The organism is Pontibacter sp. LHS2, assembly GCF_058932845.1.
Map to the genome: position 1 here is coordinate 800,503 of NZ_JBZYWG010000003.1, position 14,329 is coordinate 814,831.

The 14,329-nt window shown below is 48.4% G+C and carries 13 protein-coding genes; 9 read left to right on the top strand and 4 right to left on the bottom strand.

Translation table 11 applies throughout. The features are described from left to right. Positions 1 to 224: 224 nt before the first annotated feature. The 3 genes from AC5FX6_RS16855 to AC5FX6_RS16865 are packed head-to-tail and all read left to right on the top strand — an operon-like array spanning position 225 to position 2,803. Positions 225 to 1,241, top strand: a complete 1,017-nt coding sequence (locus tag AC5FX6_RS16855) for a DHH family phosphoesterase (protein ID WP_493598127.1) — start codon at positions 225 to 227, stop codon at positions 1,239 to 1,241. Positions 1,242 to 1,270: 29 nt separating this feature from the next. Further along, the gene (locus tag AC5FX6_RS16860; RefSeq protein WP_493598128.1) at positions 1,271 to 2,233 is read left to right on the top strand and encodes an FKBP-type peptidyl-prolyl cis-trans isomerase; all 963 of its coding nucleotides are present in this window, start codon (positions 1,271 to 1,273) and stop codon (positions 2,231 to 2,233) included. Between the two features lie 27 nt (positions 2,234 to 2,260). Then, the gene (locus AC5FX6_RS16865) at positions 2,261 to 2,803 is read left to right on the top strand and encodes an FKBP-type peptidyl-prolyl cis-trans isomerase (protein ID WP_493598129.1); all 543 of its coding nucleotides are present in this window, start codon (positions 2,261 to 2,263) and stop codon (positions 2,801 to 2,803) included. Positions 2,804 to 2,859: 56 nt separating this feature from the next. On the opposite strand, the gene recO is transcribed toward AC5FX6_RS16865, so the two are convergent. The 4 genes from recO to AC5FX6_RS16885 form a co-directional block, all read right to left on the bottom strand. Continuing rightward, entirely contained in the window at positions 2,860 to 3,570 is a 711-nt protein-coding gene (gene recO / locus AC5FX6_RS16870; protein ID WP_493598130.1) for a DNA repair protein RecO, read from the bottom strand. After that, positions 3,571 to 5,877, bottom strand: coding sequence for a type IX secretion system anionic LPS delivery protein PorZ (gene porZ, locus AC5FX6_RS16875; RefSeq protein ID WP_493598131.1), 2,307 nt, complete (start codon positions 5,875 to 5,877; stop codon positions 3,571 to 3,573). 91 nt (positions 5,878 to 5,968) lie between these two features. Then, positions 5,969 to 6,562 carry a thymidine kinase gene (locus AC5FX6_RS16880; RefSeq protein ID WP_493598132.1) on the bottom strand — a complete coding sequence of 198 codons (594 nt, stop codon included), beginning with the start codon at positions 6,560 to 6,562 and terminating at the stop codon, positions 5,969 to 5,971. 42 nt (positions 6,563 to 6,604) lie between these two features. Further along, positions 6,605 to 6,928, bottom strand: a complete 324-nt coding sequence (locus AC5FX6_RS16885) for a 2Fe-2S iron-sulfur cluster-binding protein (RefSeq protein WP_493598133.1) — start codon at positions 6,926 to 6,928, stop codon at positions 6,605 to 6,607. Between the two features lie 35 nt (positions 6,929 to 6,963). On the opposite strand from AC5FX6_RS16885, the gene AC5FX6_RS16890 reads away from it, so the two are divergent. From AC5FX6_RS16890 to AC5FX6_RS16915, 6 genes are all read left to right on the top strand, one after another. Continuing rightward, the gene (locus AC5FX6_RS16890; RefSeq protein ID WP_493598134.1) at positions 6,964 to 8,112 is read left to right on the top strand and encodes a DUF8457 domain-containing protein; all 1,149 of its coding nucleotides are present in this window, start codon (positions 6,964 to 6,966) and stop codon (positions 8,110 to 8,112) included. Between the two features lie 306 nt (positions 8,113 to 8,418). Then, positions 8,419 to 8,805 carry a hypothetical protein gene (locus tag AC5FX6_RS16895; RefSeq protein ID WP_493598135.1) on the top strand — a complete coding sequence of 129 codons (387 nt, stop codon included), beginning with the start codon at positions 8,419 to 8,421 and terminating at the stop codon, positions 8,803 to 8,805. 371 nt (positions 8,806 to 9,176) lie between these two features. After that, positions 9,177 to 9,641 (top strand): hypothetical protein, encoded by a 465-nt coding sequence (locus AC5FX6_RS16900; RefSeq protein ID WP_493598136.1) that lies wholly within the window; start codon positions 9,177 to 9,179, stop codon positions 9,639 to 9,641. A 114-nt stretch (positions 9,642 to 9,755) separates the two neighbouring features. Beyond that, positions 9,756 to 10,748 (top strand): AAA family ATPase, encoded by a 993-nt coding sequence (locus tag AC5FX6_RS16905; RefSeq protein ID WP_493598137.1) that lies wholly within the window; start codon positions 9,756 to 9,758, stop codon positions 10,746 to 10,748. Between the two features lie 189 nt (positions 10,749 to 10,937). After that, on the top strand, positions 10,938 to 11,123 hold the full coding sequence (locus AC5FX6_RS16910; protein WP_493598138.1) for a hypothetical protein: 186 nt from the start codon (positions 10,938 to 10,940) through the stop codon (positions 11,121 to 11,123). 455 nt (positions 11,124 to 11,578) lie between these two features. After that, positions 11,579 to 14,326, top strand: a complete 2,748-nt coding sequence (locus AC5FX6_RS16915; RefSeq protein WP_493598139.1) for a TonB-dependent receptor — start codon at positions 11,579 to 11,581, stop codon at positions 14,324 to 14,326. The last annotated feature ends 3 nt before the right edge of the window (positions 14,327 to 14,329 follow it).

A 14,329-nucleotide genomic window follows, 5' to 3' on the forward strand; every position in this document is an offset into this window, starting at 1 on the left:
GGTGCAAAATTAGCGCATTTAGCTTAATTATAGCAGCACTTTGGCTATACTTTCTGCAAATATTTATGCTGACGAGCATTATGCTATACCTGTAAGTAATGCCTGCTTTTTGTTCCCAGGTCTCCCTACGGCGTCTTAAAACGCTATTTTATTGCTTTAGAAGTTATTTTTTCAGAAATTCGCGCCTTATATCCCTATTAATCAGCGGATTTATAACAAGCTTTATGCACGATATTAATGCTCTCAAAGAGCTTCTGAGAGAACCTAATGAGGTGATGATCACCACACACCACAAACCGGACGCCGATGCACTGGGTTCGTCACTGGGTCTGGCTGGCTATCTCAAAAAACTGGGACACCGTGTTACTGTGATCACCCCTTCCGATTATCCGAGCTTCCTGACCTGGATGGAGGGCAACGACGATGTAATTGTGTACTCCGAGAAAAACGACGCCTTAGTGCGCCGTATTATTGAAGAGTCGCAGATGATTTTCTGCCTTGACTTTTCCGTTCTGTCTCGCATCAACGAGATGGGTGAGTATATCCGCCATGCCAAAGGCACCAAGGTACTCATTGACCACCACCTGCAGCCAGAAGATTTTGCTGATCTGGATTTCTCTAACCCACAGGCCGCCGCGACAGCCGAACTGGTATATGACCTGATCAAGGCACTGGGCGATGGCGACAAGATCGACACAGGTATAGGCGAGTGCCTCTATGCCGGCATCATGACCGACACAGGCTCTTTCCGCCACCCGAGCACTTCCAAGAATGTTCACCTGATCATAGCTGACCTGCTGCACATCGGGGTGAACACCTCCAATATTCACCGCTTGATATACGACAGCTCTTCGGAACTGCGTTTACGCTTTTTGGGTTATGCCCTCAAGGACAAGCTGGTGGTACGCCCCGAATACAAGACAGCTTACATCGCTATTTCGGCAGAGGAACTGAAGGCTTACGACTCCAAGACTGGTGATACCGAAGGCTTGGTGAATTTCGCCCTGTCTATCGAAGGCATTGTTTTTGCAGCCGTGATCATTGACCGTGTGCAGGCCGTGAAGATTTCATTCCGGTCGGTAGGCAATTTCTCTGTTAACGAGTTTGCCCGCGCCCACTTTAATGGTGGTGGTCACAAGAATGCAGCCGGCGGCATGTCCCTCGATAACCTCGAGACCACCGTGGCCAAGTTTGAAAGCCTGCTGCCACAATACAAAGAGCAGTTGCAGGCTTCTGTTTAGTAAAAAACATTTTATCCAACCTATAACCCATGCTATTTAAATCAAAGTTCTTACTGCCGGTACTAGCCGGTGCTATGTTGCTGCAATCTTGTGGCGACAAAAACAAAAACGACGAGTTTCGCACGACGGCCGACGGCCTGGCTTATAAAATATATGAGCAGAAAGACGGTGAGTATGTGAACCGTGGCGAGATTGATGCAAACGACACAACTGGCGCACGCTTGGGTCAGGTGATCACGATGCACATGTCGTACCGCACGGCAGATGACTCTGTGCTGTTCGACTCTCGTCAGCAGGGCCAGCCGGTAATGCTTCCGGTAATGGAGCCAACTTTCAAAGGTAGCCTTGAGGATGCCCTGACGATGATGCGTGCTGGTGACAGTGGCGTATTCAAGATCAGCGTAGACTCCCTATTCGCTAACACATTCAACCAGCCGATGCCTCCGTTCATCAAGCCGGGCACGCATTTCACTTTCTTCCTGAAAGCTGACAAAATTCAGTCTGAGGAAGAGGCGATTGCGGATCAGCAGAAGATGTTTGAAGAGCAGATGCTCGGCCAGCAGGAACGCGCTAAGGAGCAGATCAAAGTTGATGATGCTAAAATTCAGGAATACATCAAAGAGAAGGGTCTGACAAATGTACAGAAAACAGATGCTGGTGTATACTATGTGGTAACACAGCCTGGCAAAGGCCCGAAGGCCAAAGCTGGTGACAACGTATCGGTACACTACAAGCTGTCTTTCCTGAATGGCAAAGAGCTGGAGTCTTCTTATGACAACCCGATGAACGGCGGTCAGCCATTTACATTCCCGCTTGGCCAGGGTCAGGTGATCCAGGGCTGGGATGACGGCATCGCGCAGCTGAACGAAGGTAGCAAGGCTATCCTGTTGATTCCATCTACATTGGCTTACGGCGAGCAGGCTCGTGGCGAACAAATGCCAGCTAACTCGATTCTGCGCTTCGACGTGGAGCTTGTTGACATTAAAAACTAATATCAGATTACCTTTAACCTGAATATCATGAACCTGACACACAAAAAGCAGAAACTGAGCATATGGTTTGCAAAAGCTCTTTTCTTGTTCGTTGTACTGGTCTCTTTTGCATCTTGCAAAGAAGATAACAGGAACCCTTACTATGTAACGCCTGAGCAAATTGAAGCGCAGAAAAAAATAGATGAGGAGACGATCAGGAAGTATTTCAGGACTAACAATGTAGACACAACCAAGGTAGTGCGCCTGAACAGCGGTCTTTATATCCTAACTAAGAAAGAAGGTGAAGGAGACAAGATCAAGGCAGGGCAGTATGCAGAGGTCAACTACATTGGTCGAAACATCAGCAACGATGTGTTCGATAGCTCTTTCAGAACAGGTAAACCCTTTTCGGTGCTGGTAGGTGCTGGTCAGGTGATCAAGGGCTGGGATGAAGGACTTCAGCAATTGCGTAAAGGCGAGGAAGCGAACCTGTATATTCCATCTTACCTGGGATATGGCTACTATGGTAGCAACAGTATTCCGCCAAACTCCGTGCTGATCTTCGAGATAGATGTACTGCAGGTACGCTAACAGCTATTTTAATACTAACAGAAAAGGCGATGCAAATGCATCGCCTTTTCTGTTTTTTAGCTAAGTACTTCTGATAGGATAGCCAGTGATTTTATCTCGCCCAGCCGCTCTACGTGGAGTTGGTAATACCGGATCAGAATGGAAAGCATTTCGCGACGCACCTTACCGTTCGGTATAGCCGCCTGCGCTGGTGTATGCAGTAGCTGATCAAAAAGTTGCTCGTAAGCCTGAAGCGCCAGTACCGGCGGGGCGTCAGTGAGCGACTGTGCATTAGGCGAGAAGGCCACTTGCTCTACAATTTCCATTCCGCTGCTCGGCCCGAAACCCAGGTGGTGACTCAGGTGCAACAGAAAGATCAGGTGAAAGTTCTCGAAATGCTCCTGCAACTCGTCAAATTCGATGATGGCATTGAACAGGAAGTGAAACAAGGCTGGATTTTCTTCTTCTTCCTTAATCGTGCGCGACACCATTTCAGACAGAAACAACAGAATACTGCTCTTGCGGATATCAAAGGGTATGGTGGCGTAAGGATAGGCACTTTTATACTCTGAGATGCGCGTCAGACCGCCTTTATGCGAGGTATAGACCACCATATCCAGCAGCGTAAAAGGCTGAAACAGGGCAATGCGGGAGCCTGTGCCCTTCTTGCGCACGCTGTTCACGATATACGACTGCACGCCCAAATGCTCGGTGTATACCTTGGCGATGATCGACGACTCGCGAAACTTGATATAGTTGAGTACGATGCCTCTTGTCTTGACTAACATTTACTCCAGTACGGCTATTTTAGTGATACAGGTTTGGCGTGCATCGCGGTCAGCGGCAAAGACCAGGTATACGCCAGCTTTGACACGCTTGCCGTTGTACCCGCGGGCATCCCAGGTGAGGGTTCCGCCAGTAGCTTTTGCTTTGTACACCAATGTGCCGTTGATGTCGGTGATGCGCACATCAGCATTGTTCGGCAATCCAGATACGCCAATCAGGCCAGTATAATCAGGCCGTACCGGGTTCGGGTATACCTGGGCGCAATCAGGCTTTCCTTCCGTGATCGTCGCCCCGGCTCGATAAGAAGCGACTCCTTCATCTGTCACCACGAACACTTCACCGGAGCGGTGCTCTATGGCTACCGATAATACTTTGTTGGAAGGCAAAGGACTGTTCTGGGCTGTAAAGTGCTGCAACAAGCGATCACCATCCGGACTGAAGAGCCACAAGCCGTTGTCAGTTGCCATCCATTTGCGATTGGCGCCGTCCACGGCAATGTCGCGCACGAGTTGCCCGCCCAGCAACGGTCGCCCTTCGATGATTGGGATGCGGGCATCGTATACCTGACCTGCAAACACAGCAGCCGTGCTATAGAATACCCCGACTCCAGATGCAGTCCCAATCCACATGTCGCCATTCCTATCTTTGGTAATGCTGTACACGGCTCCGCTCGGCAGGTTGCCATTGCCAGCTCCGGCCCTGAGTTCCCGTGCCTGCTGCCTGACTTCGTCATACACCAGCAAGCCGTTTCGCACATTGCCTTCCCGACTAATGCTGAGCCATTTATACCCGTTGTCATCTATCGCCAATCGCTCCAGATTGTTGTTATCGGCTATACCTGGTATGCTGAAGCCTTGCCACTCCCCGTCAGGTCGCAGCACATACAGGCCCGGCGCACCAGCTAACCGATGGCGGTTTACAACCCATACCTGTCCGGCAGCATCCACGTCCACATCCGTTAGGCGTACCTGCTCGGTGCGGTCGGTGGCTGGCTGTGTGCTGAGCAGGGTGCTGTTGGTGGCATTGTAGAGCAGCGGCTGCTCCTCTCCTTTCCAGACGAGCAAGCCTTGTCCGTAAGTGGCCATGTAGACATGCCCCGTCACCGGATTATAGACGGCATCCACAAAGTCACGGAGCGGCATCCCTCCTGCCGGTGACAGCATGGGACTGTAGTTATACCATTGCCCTCCCTTGTAGTTATAGTAGCCTTCTGTTCGGTTCAGCGGCTGGTAATTTTCGTTGTAGCCTCCGCTGAGCACGTAGACCACGCCATTGCCAGCAGCCACCCGAAAACTGTTGCTCGACGCAGGGCCCGGAGGCGCAAAGGCCACTACATCACTTCCTAGCCCCCAAGCGACTAAGCCATTATACCTGTCAGCTACCCAGGTCGTGCCGTTGGCGTCCTGCACTGCCATGCGCGGTGCCTGTGCATTAGGGTGCTGCAACAAGGAAGCTACGCCACGGTTGTCCAGCAGCAGAACGCCCTGCTCCGCAGCGCCAAGCAAGCTCTGGGCGGAAGCTTGTAAATGAAAAATAGTACCAACATCAGGTATAACTATCGGCTGTAGAGCGTCTTGTCGGAGTATACCAAGGCCGTGACCTGCCGCCGCCAGGTATAGCTGGTCTTGAAATGCGGCCATGGCAGTAAGCGTAGTATTCTGCGGAAGGCCAGTCGAGACAAGTTGCCAACTGCGGAAATCCTTGAGGTTGCTCGTCAATCGGTTGGCGCGCCATACCTGCCGGTCCGTCATCAGGTATAGCCAGTCGCCTTGCACAGCACTCGCTTTTATCGCCATGCGCTGACCACCTGGTCCGAGGTTGGTATAAGTATCCTTTATCTCCTGACGAGCCAAATCAACCACCACCACACCAAAAGAGGTGGAGAGATAGGCTGTTTTGTGATGGACGAGAATGTGATGGATGGACTTGTCACCGTCGATGGCCAGTCGAAGCAAAGCGGTTAGGTTAACGATACGGTTTTCCTGCAGCAGGTCGATGTTGGCGTTGGCGTAAGCAATGACAAGCGTGGCTGTTTCAGGGTCGTAGGCGATGGTGCTGATGCGCTGCTCACTCAGTCCGTCGATGCGAGTGACAGGCTGCACATTCCGGAACGCTTTGTCATAATAGAAAAGACCCTGATCAGCGGCCAGGTATACCCGTTCACCGGCATCGGCTACGGCCCTGCCCTGTGTATAAGGTACGTGTAGCTGCCACTGTCCTATACCTACCGGGCTCTGCGCCTGCACCAGTGCCGGCCATCCGAGCAAGAGTACCGAAAGGTATAGCAGACACATAAGCAGTTTCGGCACAGGTATAGAGGTTAGGAATGATTCACTCTAATCAGTTCAGTTAACACACAAAAGGCACTGCAGCAGGCAAGCCACCGGTATAGCATCAACGTTACTTCTTTTGTTTAATGCCTTCCTGAAAACAGTGGCGGCAGCGGGCTTCGTAAGACTCTGTTTCCCCCAATAGTACCTGTTGCTCTGATAAGGCATTGCGGAAAGAGTAAGTCGCAATATCACCGCACTGCACACAGATAGCATGGACCTTGGTCACATACTCGGCAACCGCCATCAAGGCCGGCATCGGGCCAAAGGGTTTTCCCAGGTAGTCCATGTCCAGACCGGCGGCGATCACACGTACCCCGCTGTTGGCGAGCTTCACACATACCTCGGCCAGGCCGTCGTCAAAGAACTGCGCCTCATCTATACCTACCACGTCGCAACTGCCGCCCAGCAGCAGCATATCCTGCGCAAAGTCTATCGGTGTAGAACGTATCGCATTGGCGTTGTGCGACACCACATCCTCTTCATGGTATCGCTTGTCGATGGTTGGCTTGAATATCTCTACCTTCTGTCTGGCGATTTTGGCCCTGTTCAGTCGCCGGATCAGCTCTTCTGTCTTTCCCGAAAACATCGATCCGCAGATCACCTCTATCCACCCTCTTCTGATTGCGTGGTTTTCATTCCCTACGCGCGGTTCTATAAACATGTACTACTCTGTGATTGCTGAATGGCTAAATAGTTGAATTGGCTAGTTGCTATACTTCATGTGCGGGAGCATGGTCTGCCGGGGCACACGTCCCTTGGCGTCTCCGCTCACCAATGTACACTGGCAGGTTAATCTTTCGTTAGACTGTAGGCGGCCTCTGCTCCGGTAGCGTTCTTCGCTCTCGGTAAGGGGCCCGAAGTGCTCCAGCCCCTCCTGCACGACAATGCGACAGGTGGTGCAGCGCCCCTTCGCTCCACAAGCGTGCATCCAGTCGATGCCGTCGGCTTGTATGGCTTGCAGCAGTGTTTGGCCGGGTGCCACTTCTACCTGCCGATCGAACAGGTTTTGCACCGTTAAGTTTGGCATATTATTTATTAACTTTACGAAAGAAAGGTATACCAATGGAAGACAAATATAATCAATTAAGGCTTGAACGTTACAGCAAAGAACTGGCAAATGTACTTTGTGACCGTCACTTTGCTGCGCACGACACGATTAATGGACCACAACTAATTGGCTTTACGCCTATTAAACAGGTCAATCTGTTTGTGATCAAGGAGCTGCTGCTCAAGTGGCACCATGAAATGGCTAACTTGCGCAGCCCCTACTTTGACTATGAACATGAAGAGGTAAAGGAGGCGCTGCTCAACTTTATGAATGTGCTATCGCGCAAGATCCTGATCAAGCGCGACGCTTTTGAACCGCTGCTACAGAAGGCGATTTACGACACATTCCTGCTTAAGCTAGCACCTGTAGCCACCTTCGAAGAGAAGTTCCTACGCATCCAGGAAGACATCACCCTGCCTAAGCTGCAGGAGAACTTGAAATATATCGACCTGGACAAAGCTTTATTTGCTGGCTTTGTGGGTACGCTCTCTCCCTCGAACCGTGACCGCGATTATATCCTGAGCCGCTTCAGACTGTACCTGAACGCCAACCGCGACAGCATTGCCCCATTGGCTGAGGTTCTGGAAGCATTCAACAGTTTGCTGCCTATTTCAGAGGAAGAGATCAGGCAAGAGCAGATTTCGCCTTTGGCAGCTTATGCCGCTTCGCTCTCCAAGCCAACGCCTGCCGCTCCTGTAGAGGAAAAAGATGTGGTAGCGCCTATCCATATGGCTCAGCGTGAGGCTTCTGTACCAGTAGCTGCACCACCTGTGGCGTCTGTAGCAGCACCAGTGGCAGCTGCTCCACGGCCTGTCGCTGTCGGAGATAATAACCTGAACGAGCGCTTTAAGGCAGAGCGCCCTACCATGAACGAAAGGTTCAGCAAGCCGGCCTCCTCTTCTATTGGAGATTCGCTGAGCAACCGTAAAATAGAGTCGCTCAAAAACTCTATTTCGATCAACCAGCGCTTTAGCTTCATCAACGAGCTGTTCGATGGCGATAACATGACTTATTATAACACGATTCAGCAACTGGATCAGTTCAGTTCACCACAGGAGGCCACGCACTATGTGACCAATGACCTGGCTCGCAAGTATGACTGGAGCAAAAAGCAGGACAGTGTAAGCAAACTGCTTCGCCTGATCGAGCGCAAATTCGCCTGATTACAGGCAATACCCCTTTCAAGAAAGGCCTCTCCCTCGGGAGCAGGTCTTTTTTTATGCCTATTGGCTTTAGACTCAATTCAATATCCCGCCTCATCTTTTGCTGCAGCAAAATAATTCAATAGAGGTATGCCCTGAGCCGTTGCAAATACGGATTTCAAACATTATTTATGCATTTTCTTTGGGAGAGAGAGTGACTGGAAACCTGCTTTTCGTGTAGCTACCTGGAAAGAAAACTTTTATTTTATGCAACACCCAGAGAACAACCGTGCGTACTAACAATTCAAAATAACCTTATTATCAGCCATGAGAGACGATTTCGATTACGATGACGACTTAGATTACAGCTTCGATGATGAAGAGGAGGATGATGACTTCGGGATGACCTTCGAAGAGGACCTGTACCTGATGATACGGGAGAAACTCCGCGACACCATACAGGAGTTTAAGAGCGATTATCCTAGCCTGAAAAAACTAGAAACGCACGTGACCAGCTTTAAGGTAAACGCCAAGAACACGGACGACTCTAAATTCTATCCGCTGGCGGCCAAATTACTGCTTGAGCACATAAAACCGCTTACGCAGGATTCTGAAGAAATTTTGGAGATTTACGAGAATATGCAATCTGATATCGGGCGGTTCAAAAACCAGCGTGCGCATGGCCACGAAGGAGAGTTTTACTTAACTGCCTAACCCATAACCCAAAAGCACTAATAGCAAAAGCCGCCCTGGACAGCCAAGGCGGCTTTTGCTATATATAAATATAAATTATTTTTAATTTATATTACAGAATCCTCAATAAGGCAAACTTTTTGCTAACTAATTTACTATCCTACTATGTTAATCGCCGTAGGTATAGTACCAATGGTCTTGAATTATAATAAAACCGATACACGACTAATTGGCTTCGTATAAGAATTATTATTTATTTAACTTTGCACCGGACTTACATGCAACCTTTTGGTGCTTCCGGGAATCCTGGTTATAGACTACACCAATTATTAGCTGTGATACACTCGCTACGACTCAATACGAAGATAAACAAACTTAATACTCCATCGGGAATGGCAGTAACACGACTTCTTGGCGGAGAAAGGCACCTTATCCAGACAGTGGATAAGAAGCTGGTACTTACGACTCACCGCGTTATTCTACGGCAGAACAACTGGCTTTTCAGAAGCTACCAGTCTGTGATGCTTGAGGATATCACCTCATGGCAGATCAAAGCCACAGGAAAACCCCTATACCTTGCTTTTAGCGTGGCCTCGGCCTTTTTCGTTTATTTTAACGATGCCTTTGCCTTGCTGAGCGGATTTTTCCTGATGCTATACCTGATGACGCGGCAGCACCGCATCCACATCGAAGCACCCAATACCACCATGGTCCTGCCGATTGAAGAAGTAGAGGAGAACCGACTCAGTAGCATGGTAGAATTGGTGCGACAGGCCAAGCGCGAACGCATGGAAGTCCTGAAGCGACAGGCGAACGTCACGCCTGCATTTGAGACAGAACATAAAAAGAGCGCTTAGGCGCTCTTTTCGCTTTTATACCTTTTCCACATCACAGCGGCATAGCTGTAAGGCAATTAATTGCGCCCGTCCCTTAGAATCACTATATTTAGGGCCTTTAAATGCCATTGAGCTATGCCAGCAGAAGAATTAGTATACCAGGACCAAGTGAAAGACCATCAGCAAAAGATCAAACAGGTTTTTCAGGAAGTAGGGAAAGTAGTAGTGGGACAGTCCTATATGGTAAACCGTCTGTTGATCGGTCTGTTCACCGGCGGCCACATTTTACTGGAAGGCGTTCCTGGCCTGGCCAAGACACTTACCATTAACTCACTGGCACGCGCCCTGCGCCTCGATTTCCAGCGCATCCAGTTCACGCCTGACCTCCTGCCTGCCGACCTGATCGGCACCATGATCTACAATCAGAACGCTTCCCGTTTCGAAGTGAAGAAAGGTCCCATCTTCGCTAACCTGATTCTGGCGGATGAAGTGAACCGCTCTCCCGCCAAGGTACAGTCAGCTTTGCTGGAAGCGATGCAGGAAAAACAGGTAACGATCGGCGAGACAACCTACATGCTCGACTTGCCTTTCTTAGTACTGGCTACGCAGAACCCGGTAGAGCATGAGGGTACTTACCCATTGCCCGAGGCGCAGGTGGACCGCTTCATGATGAAGGTATACATTGACTACCCAAAGAAAGCAGACGAACTGGAAATCATGCGTCGCATGGCTAACATGGCGTTTAACGACAACGTGAACAAGGTCCTTTCCAAGGAAGACATCTTTGCCATCCGCAGCGAAATCAACCAGGTACAGATATCAGAGACGCTCGAGAAGTACATCATCGAGCTGGTGTTTGCGACCCGCCGCCCTGCCGAGTACGATCTGAACGAGTTTGCCGACTACATCCAGTTCGGCGTATCGCCGCGTGCCAGCATCGCCCTTAACCGTGCCGCCAAGGCCATCGCCTATTTCGACGACCGCGACTATGTGCTGCCCGAAGACATTAAGGAAGTGGCGCATGACGTCATGAATCACCGCATCATCCTGAACTATGAAGCGGAGGCCGACGGTATACGCACTAAAGACTTCATTGAGGCGATCCTGCGCAAAGTACCTATCAGCTAGGTTATACCTGATCCAGCTATACCTACTCTCTATATATAACCTGCGTGCAGTATACCTGTACCGTACCTATACCTGTCATAGGCTGGCTATACCTGCCTCCTGAACTCCCTGCCTAGCCTTCGCGTAAGTCTTAACTCCTGACAGCCATCTGCCTGTCGGGTTTCCTGTGTTCCATCTAAAGTATAAACTATGTTAAGAGGCTTATTCAAATTCTGGATATTAAGTAAATTGTTCGGTGGCCGTGGTGGCACTGGTGGCAGGGGCCGCGGTGGATGTGGCGGCATTGGGTGCTTAGGTATCATTGTGCTGGCCGTGCTGGCTTATTTCCTGTTTCAGTACCTGGGTGGCGACACTGGATCTGCCACTGATTTTTAAGGTATAGCCTGCTACGCAGCTGTATCCCATTAACCATACCTGTGTTGGCGAGATGCTTCAGGTATAAGCATAAAAAAAGACCCGCTCTTACGAGGCGGGTCTTGAGCGTAGTGTGGGAGACTAAGCCACACTACTATTGATTGCAGCAATGTTCTCACCCATTATGCACAATCAATTTCTTATGAAGGCAGGATTTATGCAACAAATCTAAGGCGGTAATATTAGCTGCAGATTACTGCAAGGTTAAATATTTGTTAATAGCGTGTCTTTAAGACCTTCTCTCCTTCGCTTGCTCCTCATATATTTTGACCTGAATTTCAGATTCACAAATAAAACAATGTGTATCAGACGATTACAACCTAATATTTATAGAGGTTAATGGAAACTTAACCTCAAATTAATAATGGGGTAATATAGCCACCCTACTTTTGTCGCATCAAATAGACTAAAATATTATGCGACAAATTCTCACCATCGTTCTATTTTTCCTGCTATCTGCTTTTAACAGTGTGCAAGCGCAAACTGGTAGCATACAGGGTTCTGTTAAAGACGCCAAGTCTAACGAAGAGCTTATTGGAGCCATTGTAAAAGTGCAGGGAACTGCCCATGGCGCTCCTACTGATGCGTTCGGCAAATTCCGCATCGACAATGTGCAGGAAGGCACCTATACCTTGGAGATCAAAAGTCTTTCCTACGCGCCAAAGACAATAGCTAATGTAACTGTAACGGCAGGCAAGACCACAGCCGTGGACGTGGCGATGGAGCAGAATACTTCGCAACTGGCAGAGGTAACCATCACTGCAAAAGGAAACAGAGAAACCGAACAAATTCTCTTTTTAGATCAGAGAAAAGCCGTTATCGCCACACAAGCCATTGGTGCGCAAGAACTTTCCAGAAAAGGGGTTAGTAACGCTGAGGCTGCAGTCACAAAAATTTCAGGCATATCTAAGCGGGACGGTATAAAGAACGTATTTGTCCGCGGATTGGGCGACCGTTATAACACGACTACGCTGAATGGCTTTGCCATCCCATCTGAAGACCCTGAGTTCAAGAATATGTCACTTGATTTCTTCTCGAGCGATATGATTCAGTCGGTTAATGTAAACAAAGTGTTTACCTCCTCTATGAATGGCGATGTCGGGGGCGCGTTAATCAATATCAATTCGAAAGAGCTTCTTGATGACAATGCACTTCAGATCGGTATTACAACAGGTATAAATACACAGGTGATAGGCAGTGACTTTTACCTTCCTGAGGGAATGAACAGCTTAGGCTATGCCAATGCATCAACTGGACCGATAGATCCCAAAAGCAACCCAAGAGATGTCGCTGGGTTCTCTAATGATTACTCCTTTAATACGTCACTTGACCCGGTAAAGAAAACCCTTTCACCCAACACCGGAATTTCTATAGCAGGTGGCAGTAAATTTCTTGATAAGCACCGCTTTTTTATTGTTGGCTCCATGGATAACAAGTACCATTATCAGGAGGGAGTTACACGTATGATTACGGCGACCAACACTAAAGCTCCTTTCAGGGATTTTAAATCTCAGGAATCTTACAGAAGTGCGTCGCATATGTTAGGCGCAAACCTGGAGTTTAACCTCAACAACAGCCAACTGCATTTTAACTCCCTATACCTGCATACAGCTACAGCTGCGGCCATGAGCTTCTACGGCAGAGAAACAGAGATATTTCAGGCAGCAGATGAATATAACTCTGAGGGTCATACCAGACGCTTGCAGATCAATGACAACACGGCTCTTATAAACCAACTCATTTGGAGCGGAGATATATCTGACAGACTAAAGTATAGTGTAGGTGCCTCGGTAAACCGTGTAATTGGCCGTGAGCCTGACCGCCGCATCATTATGTCTCCTTCTATAGGAAACGAAAGGGTGCAACTGGGTGTGGGAGAAGGAAGAGTTCAGCGATTCAACTATAGAATTACGGAAACTGCTTTACTACCTAAAGCCAGTCTGCAATATGCGCTTTCAGCAGATTCTGAGAAGTTATCCTACATAGAAGTTGGTTACGACAGCAGGATTAGCTCTAAAAATTTCGGGGCCCCTATTTATAACTTGATATTGCCAGGAGGCCAGGCTTCTGCCCCTACTTTCCCATTAGATGACATACGCCTTGATCCTTTCTTAAACCAGGAGAATTTAGATAACCGCAGTTTCATTCTTGAGCAATACTTAGAAACCTACGATGTTAAAAGAATAAACCACGGCGCCTATGTTGACATGGTGCACAAAGTAGGCAACAAACTTACTTTAAATGCAGGTTTGAGAGCAGATGACGTTTACATGAAGATTAATTATAATGTAAACCGAGGTGCAAACATTGGCTCTAATATGATGGATAAGCTATTCATATTGCCAAGCTTCAACACTAAATACGAGCTTAACGAGAAAAACCACATCAGAACAGGTGTTAGCCGCACTTACACCATGCCTCAGGATAAAGAGATATCTCCTTTCATCTACCTGGCTGTTGATGGTAAAGAAAGCGGTAATCCAAATCTGAAGCCTTCTACCAACTACAACTTCGACCTGAAGTGGGACCACTACCTGTCAGAAGGTGATCATTTGTCAGTAAACGCCTTTTACAAGCATATCTTAGACCCCATTGCGCGAGTAGATCAGGGTAACTCAGCAGGATTAAGAACCTACGATAACATTACAGACCACGCAACTGCCACAGGTATTGAAGTAGAGCTTAGAAAATCGCTCATGAACCTTGACGAGAAGCACCGTTTTAACGCTGGTCTGAATGCTTCATACATCTATACAAGAGTAAAAAACCTGGATCCGATATTCTTTGTACAAAACACTTCATCTGCTTTGGAAGGTGCTGCACCTTATATACTTAATGCCGATCTAACTTATAACCTGGTAACCGAAAGGAATTTCAACTTGACATCGGCACTGGTACTAAACTACCTAAGCGACAAAGTGCATACGATAGGCACACGTGGCTTTAACAACCTGATTGAAGAAAGCTTAACAACCTTAGACTTTATCACTTCAGTGGGCATCAACGATCATCTCAAATTCTCTCTGAAAGCTAAAAACCTTTTAAATCCGGAATACAAGCTAACCAGAGAAGGTGCTGGTTCTGATAGAGATGCTCAAAGCGTGATCATCCGCAGTTACAAAAGAGGTGCTGCCTTTGATTTAGGTGTATCCTATCAGTTTTAACAA

Excerpts from the sequence above, each read along its gene's own strand:
- AC5FX6_RS16900 (WP_493598136.1), top strand. The coding sequence starts at position 9,177 with ATGGCAGTAACACGACTTCTTGGCGGAGAAAGGCACCTTATCCAGACA.
- AC5FX6_RS16910 (WP_493598138.1), top strand. The coding sequence starts at position 10,938 with ATGTTAAGAGGCTTATTCAAATTCTGGATATTAAGTAAATTGTTCGGT.
- AC5FX6_RS16895 (WP_493598135.1), top strand. The coding sequence starts at position 8,419 with ATGAGAGACGATTTCGATTACGATGACGACTTAGATTACAGCTTCGAT.
- AC5FX6_RS16865 (WP_493598129.1), top strand. The coding sequence starts at position 2,261 with ATGAACCTGACACACAAAAAGCAGAAACTGAGCATATGGTTTGCAAAA.
- AC5FX6_RS16905 (WP_493598137.1), top strand. The coding sequence starts at position 9,756 with ATGCCAGCAGAAGAATTAGTATACCAGGACCAAGTGAAAGACCATCAG.
- AC5FX6_RS16915 (WP_493598139.1), top strand. The coding sequence starts at position 11,579 with ATGCGACAAATTCTCACCATCGTTCTATTTTTCCTGCTATCTGCTTTT.
- AC5FX6_RS16890 (WP_493598134.1), top strand. The coding sequence starts at position 6,964 with ATGGAAGACAAATATAATCAATTAAGGCTTGAACGTTACAGCAAAGAA.
- AC5FX6_RS16880 (WP_493598132.1), bottom strand. The coding sequence starts at position 6,562 with ATGTTTATAGAACCGCGCGTAGGGAATGAAAACCACGCAATCAGAAGA.
- AC5FX6_RS16860 (WP_493598128.1), top strand. The coding sequence starts at position 1,271 with ATGCTATTTAAATCAAAGTTCTTACTGCCGGTACTAGCCGGTGCTATG.
- AC5FX6_RS16855 (WP_493598127.1), top strand. The coding sequence starts at position 225 with ATGCACGATATTAATGCTCTCAAAGAGCTTCTGAGAGAACCTAATGAG.
- recO (WP_493598130.1), bottom strand. The coding sequence starts at position 3,570 with ATGTTAGTCAAGACAAGAGGCATCGTACTCAACTATATCAAGTTTCGC.
- AC5FX6_RS16885 (WP_493598133.1), bottom strand. The coding sequence starts at position 6,928 with ATGCCAAACTTAACGGTGCAAAACCTGTTCGATCGGCAGGTAGAAGTG.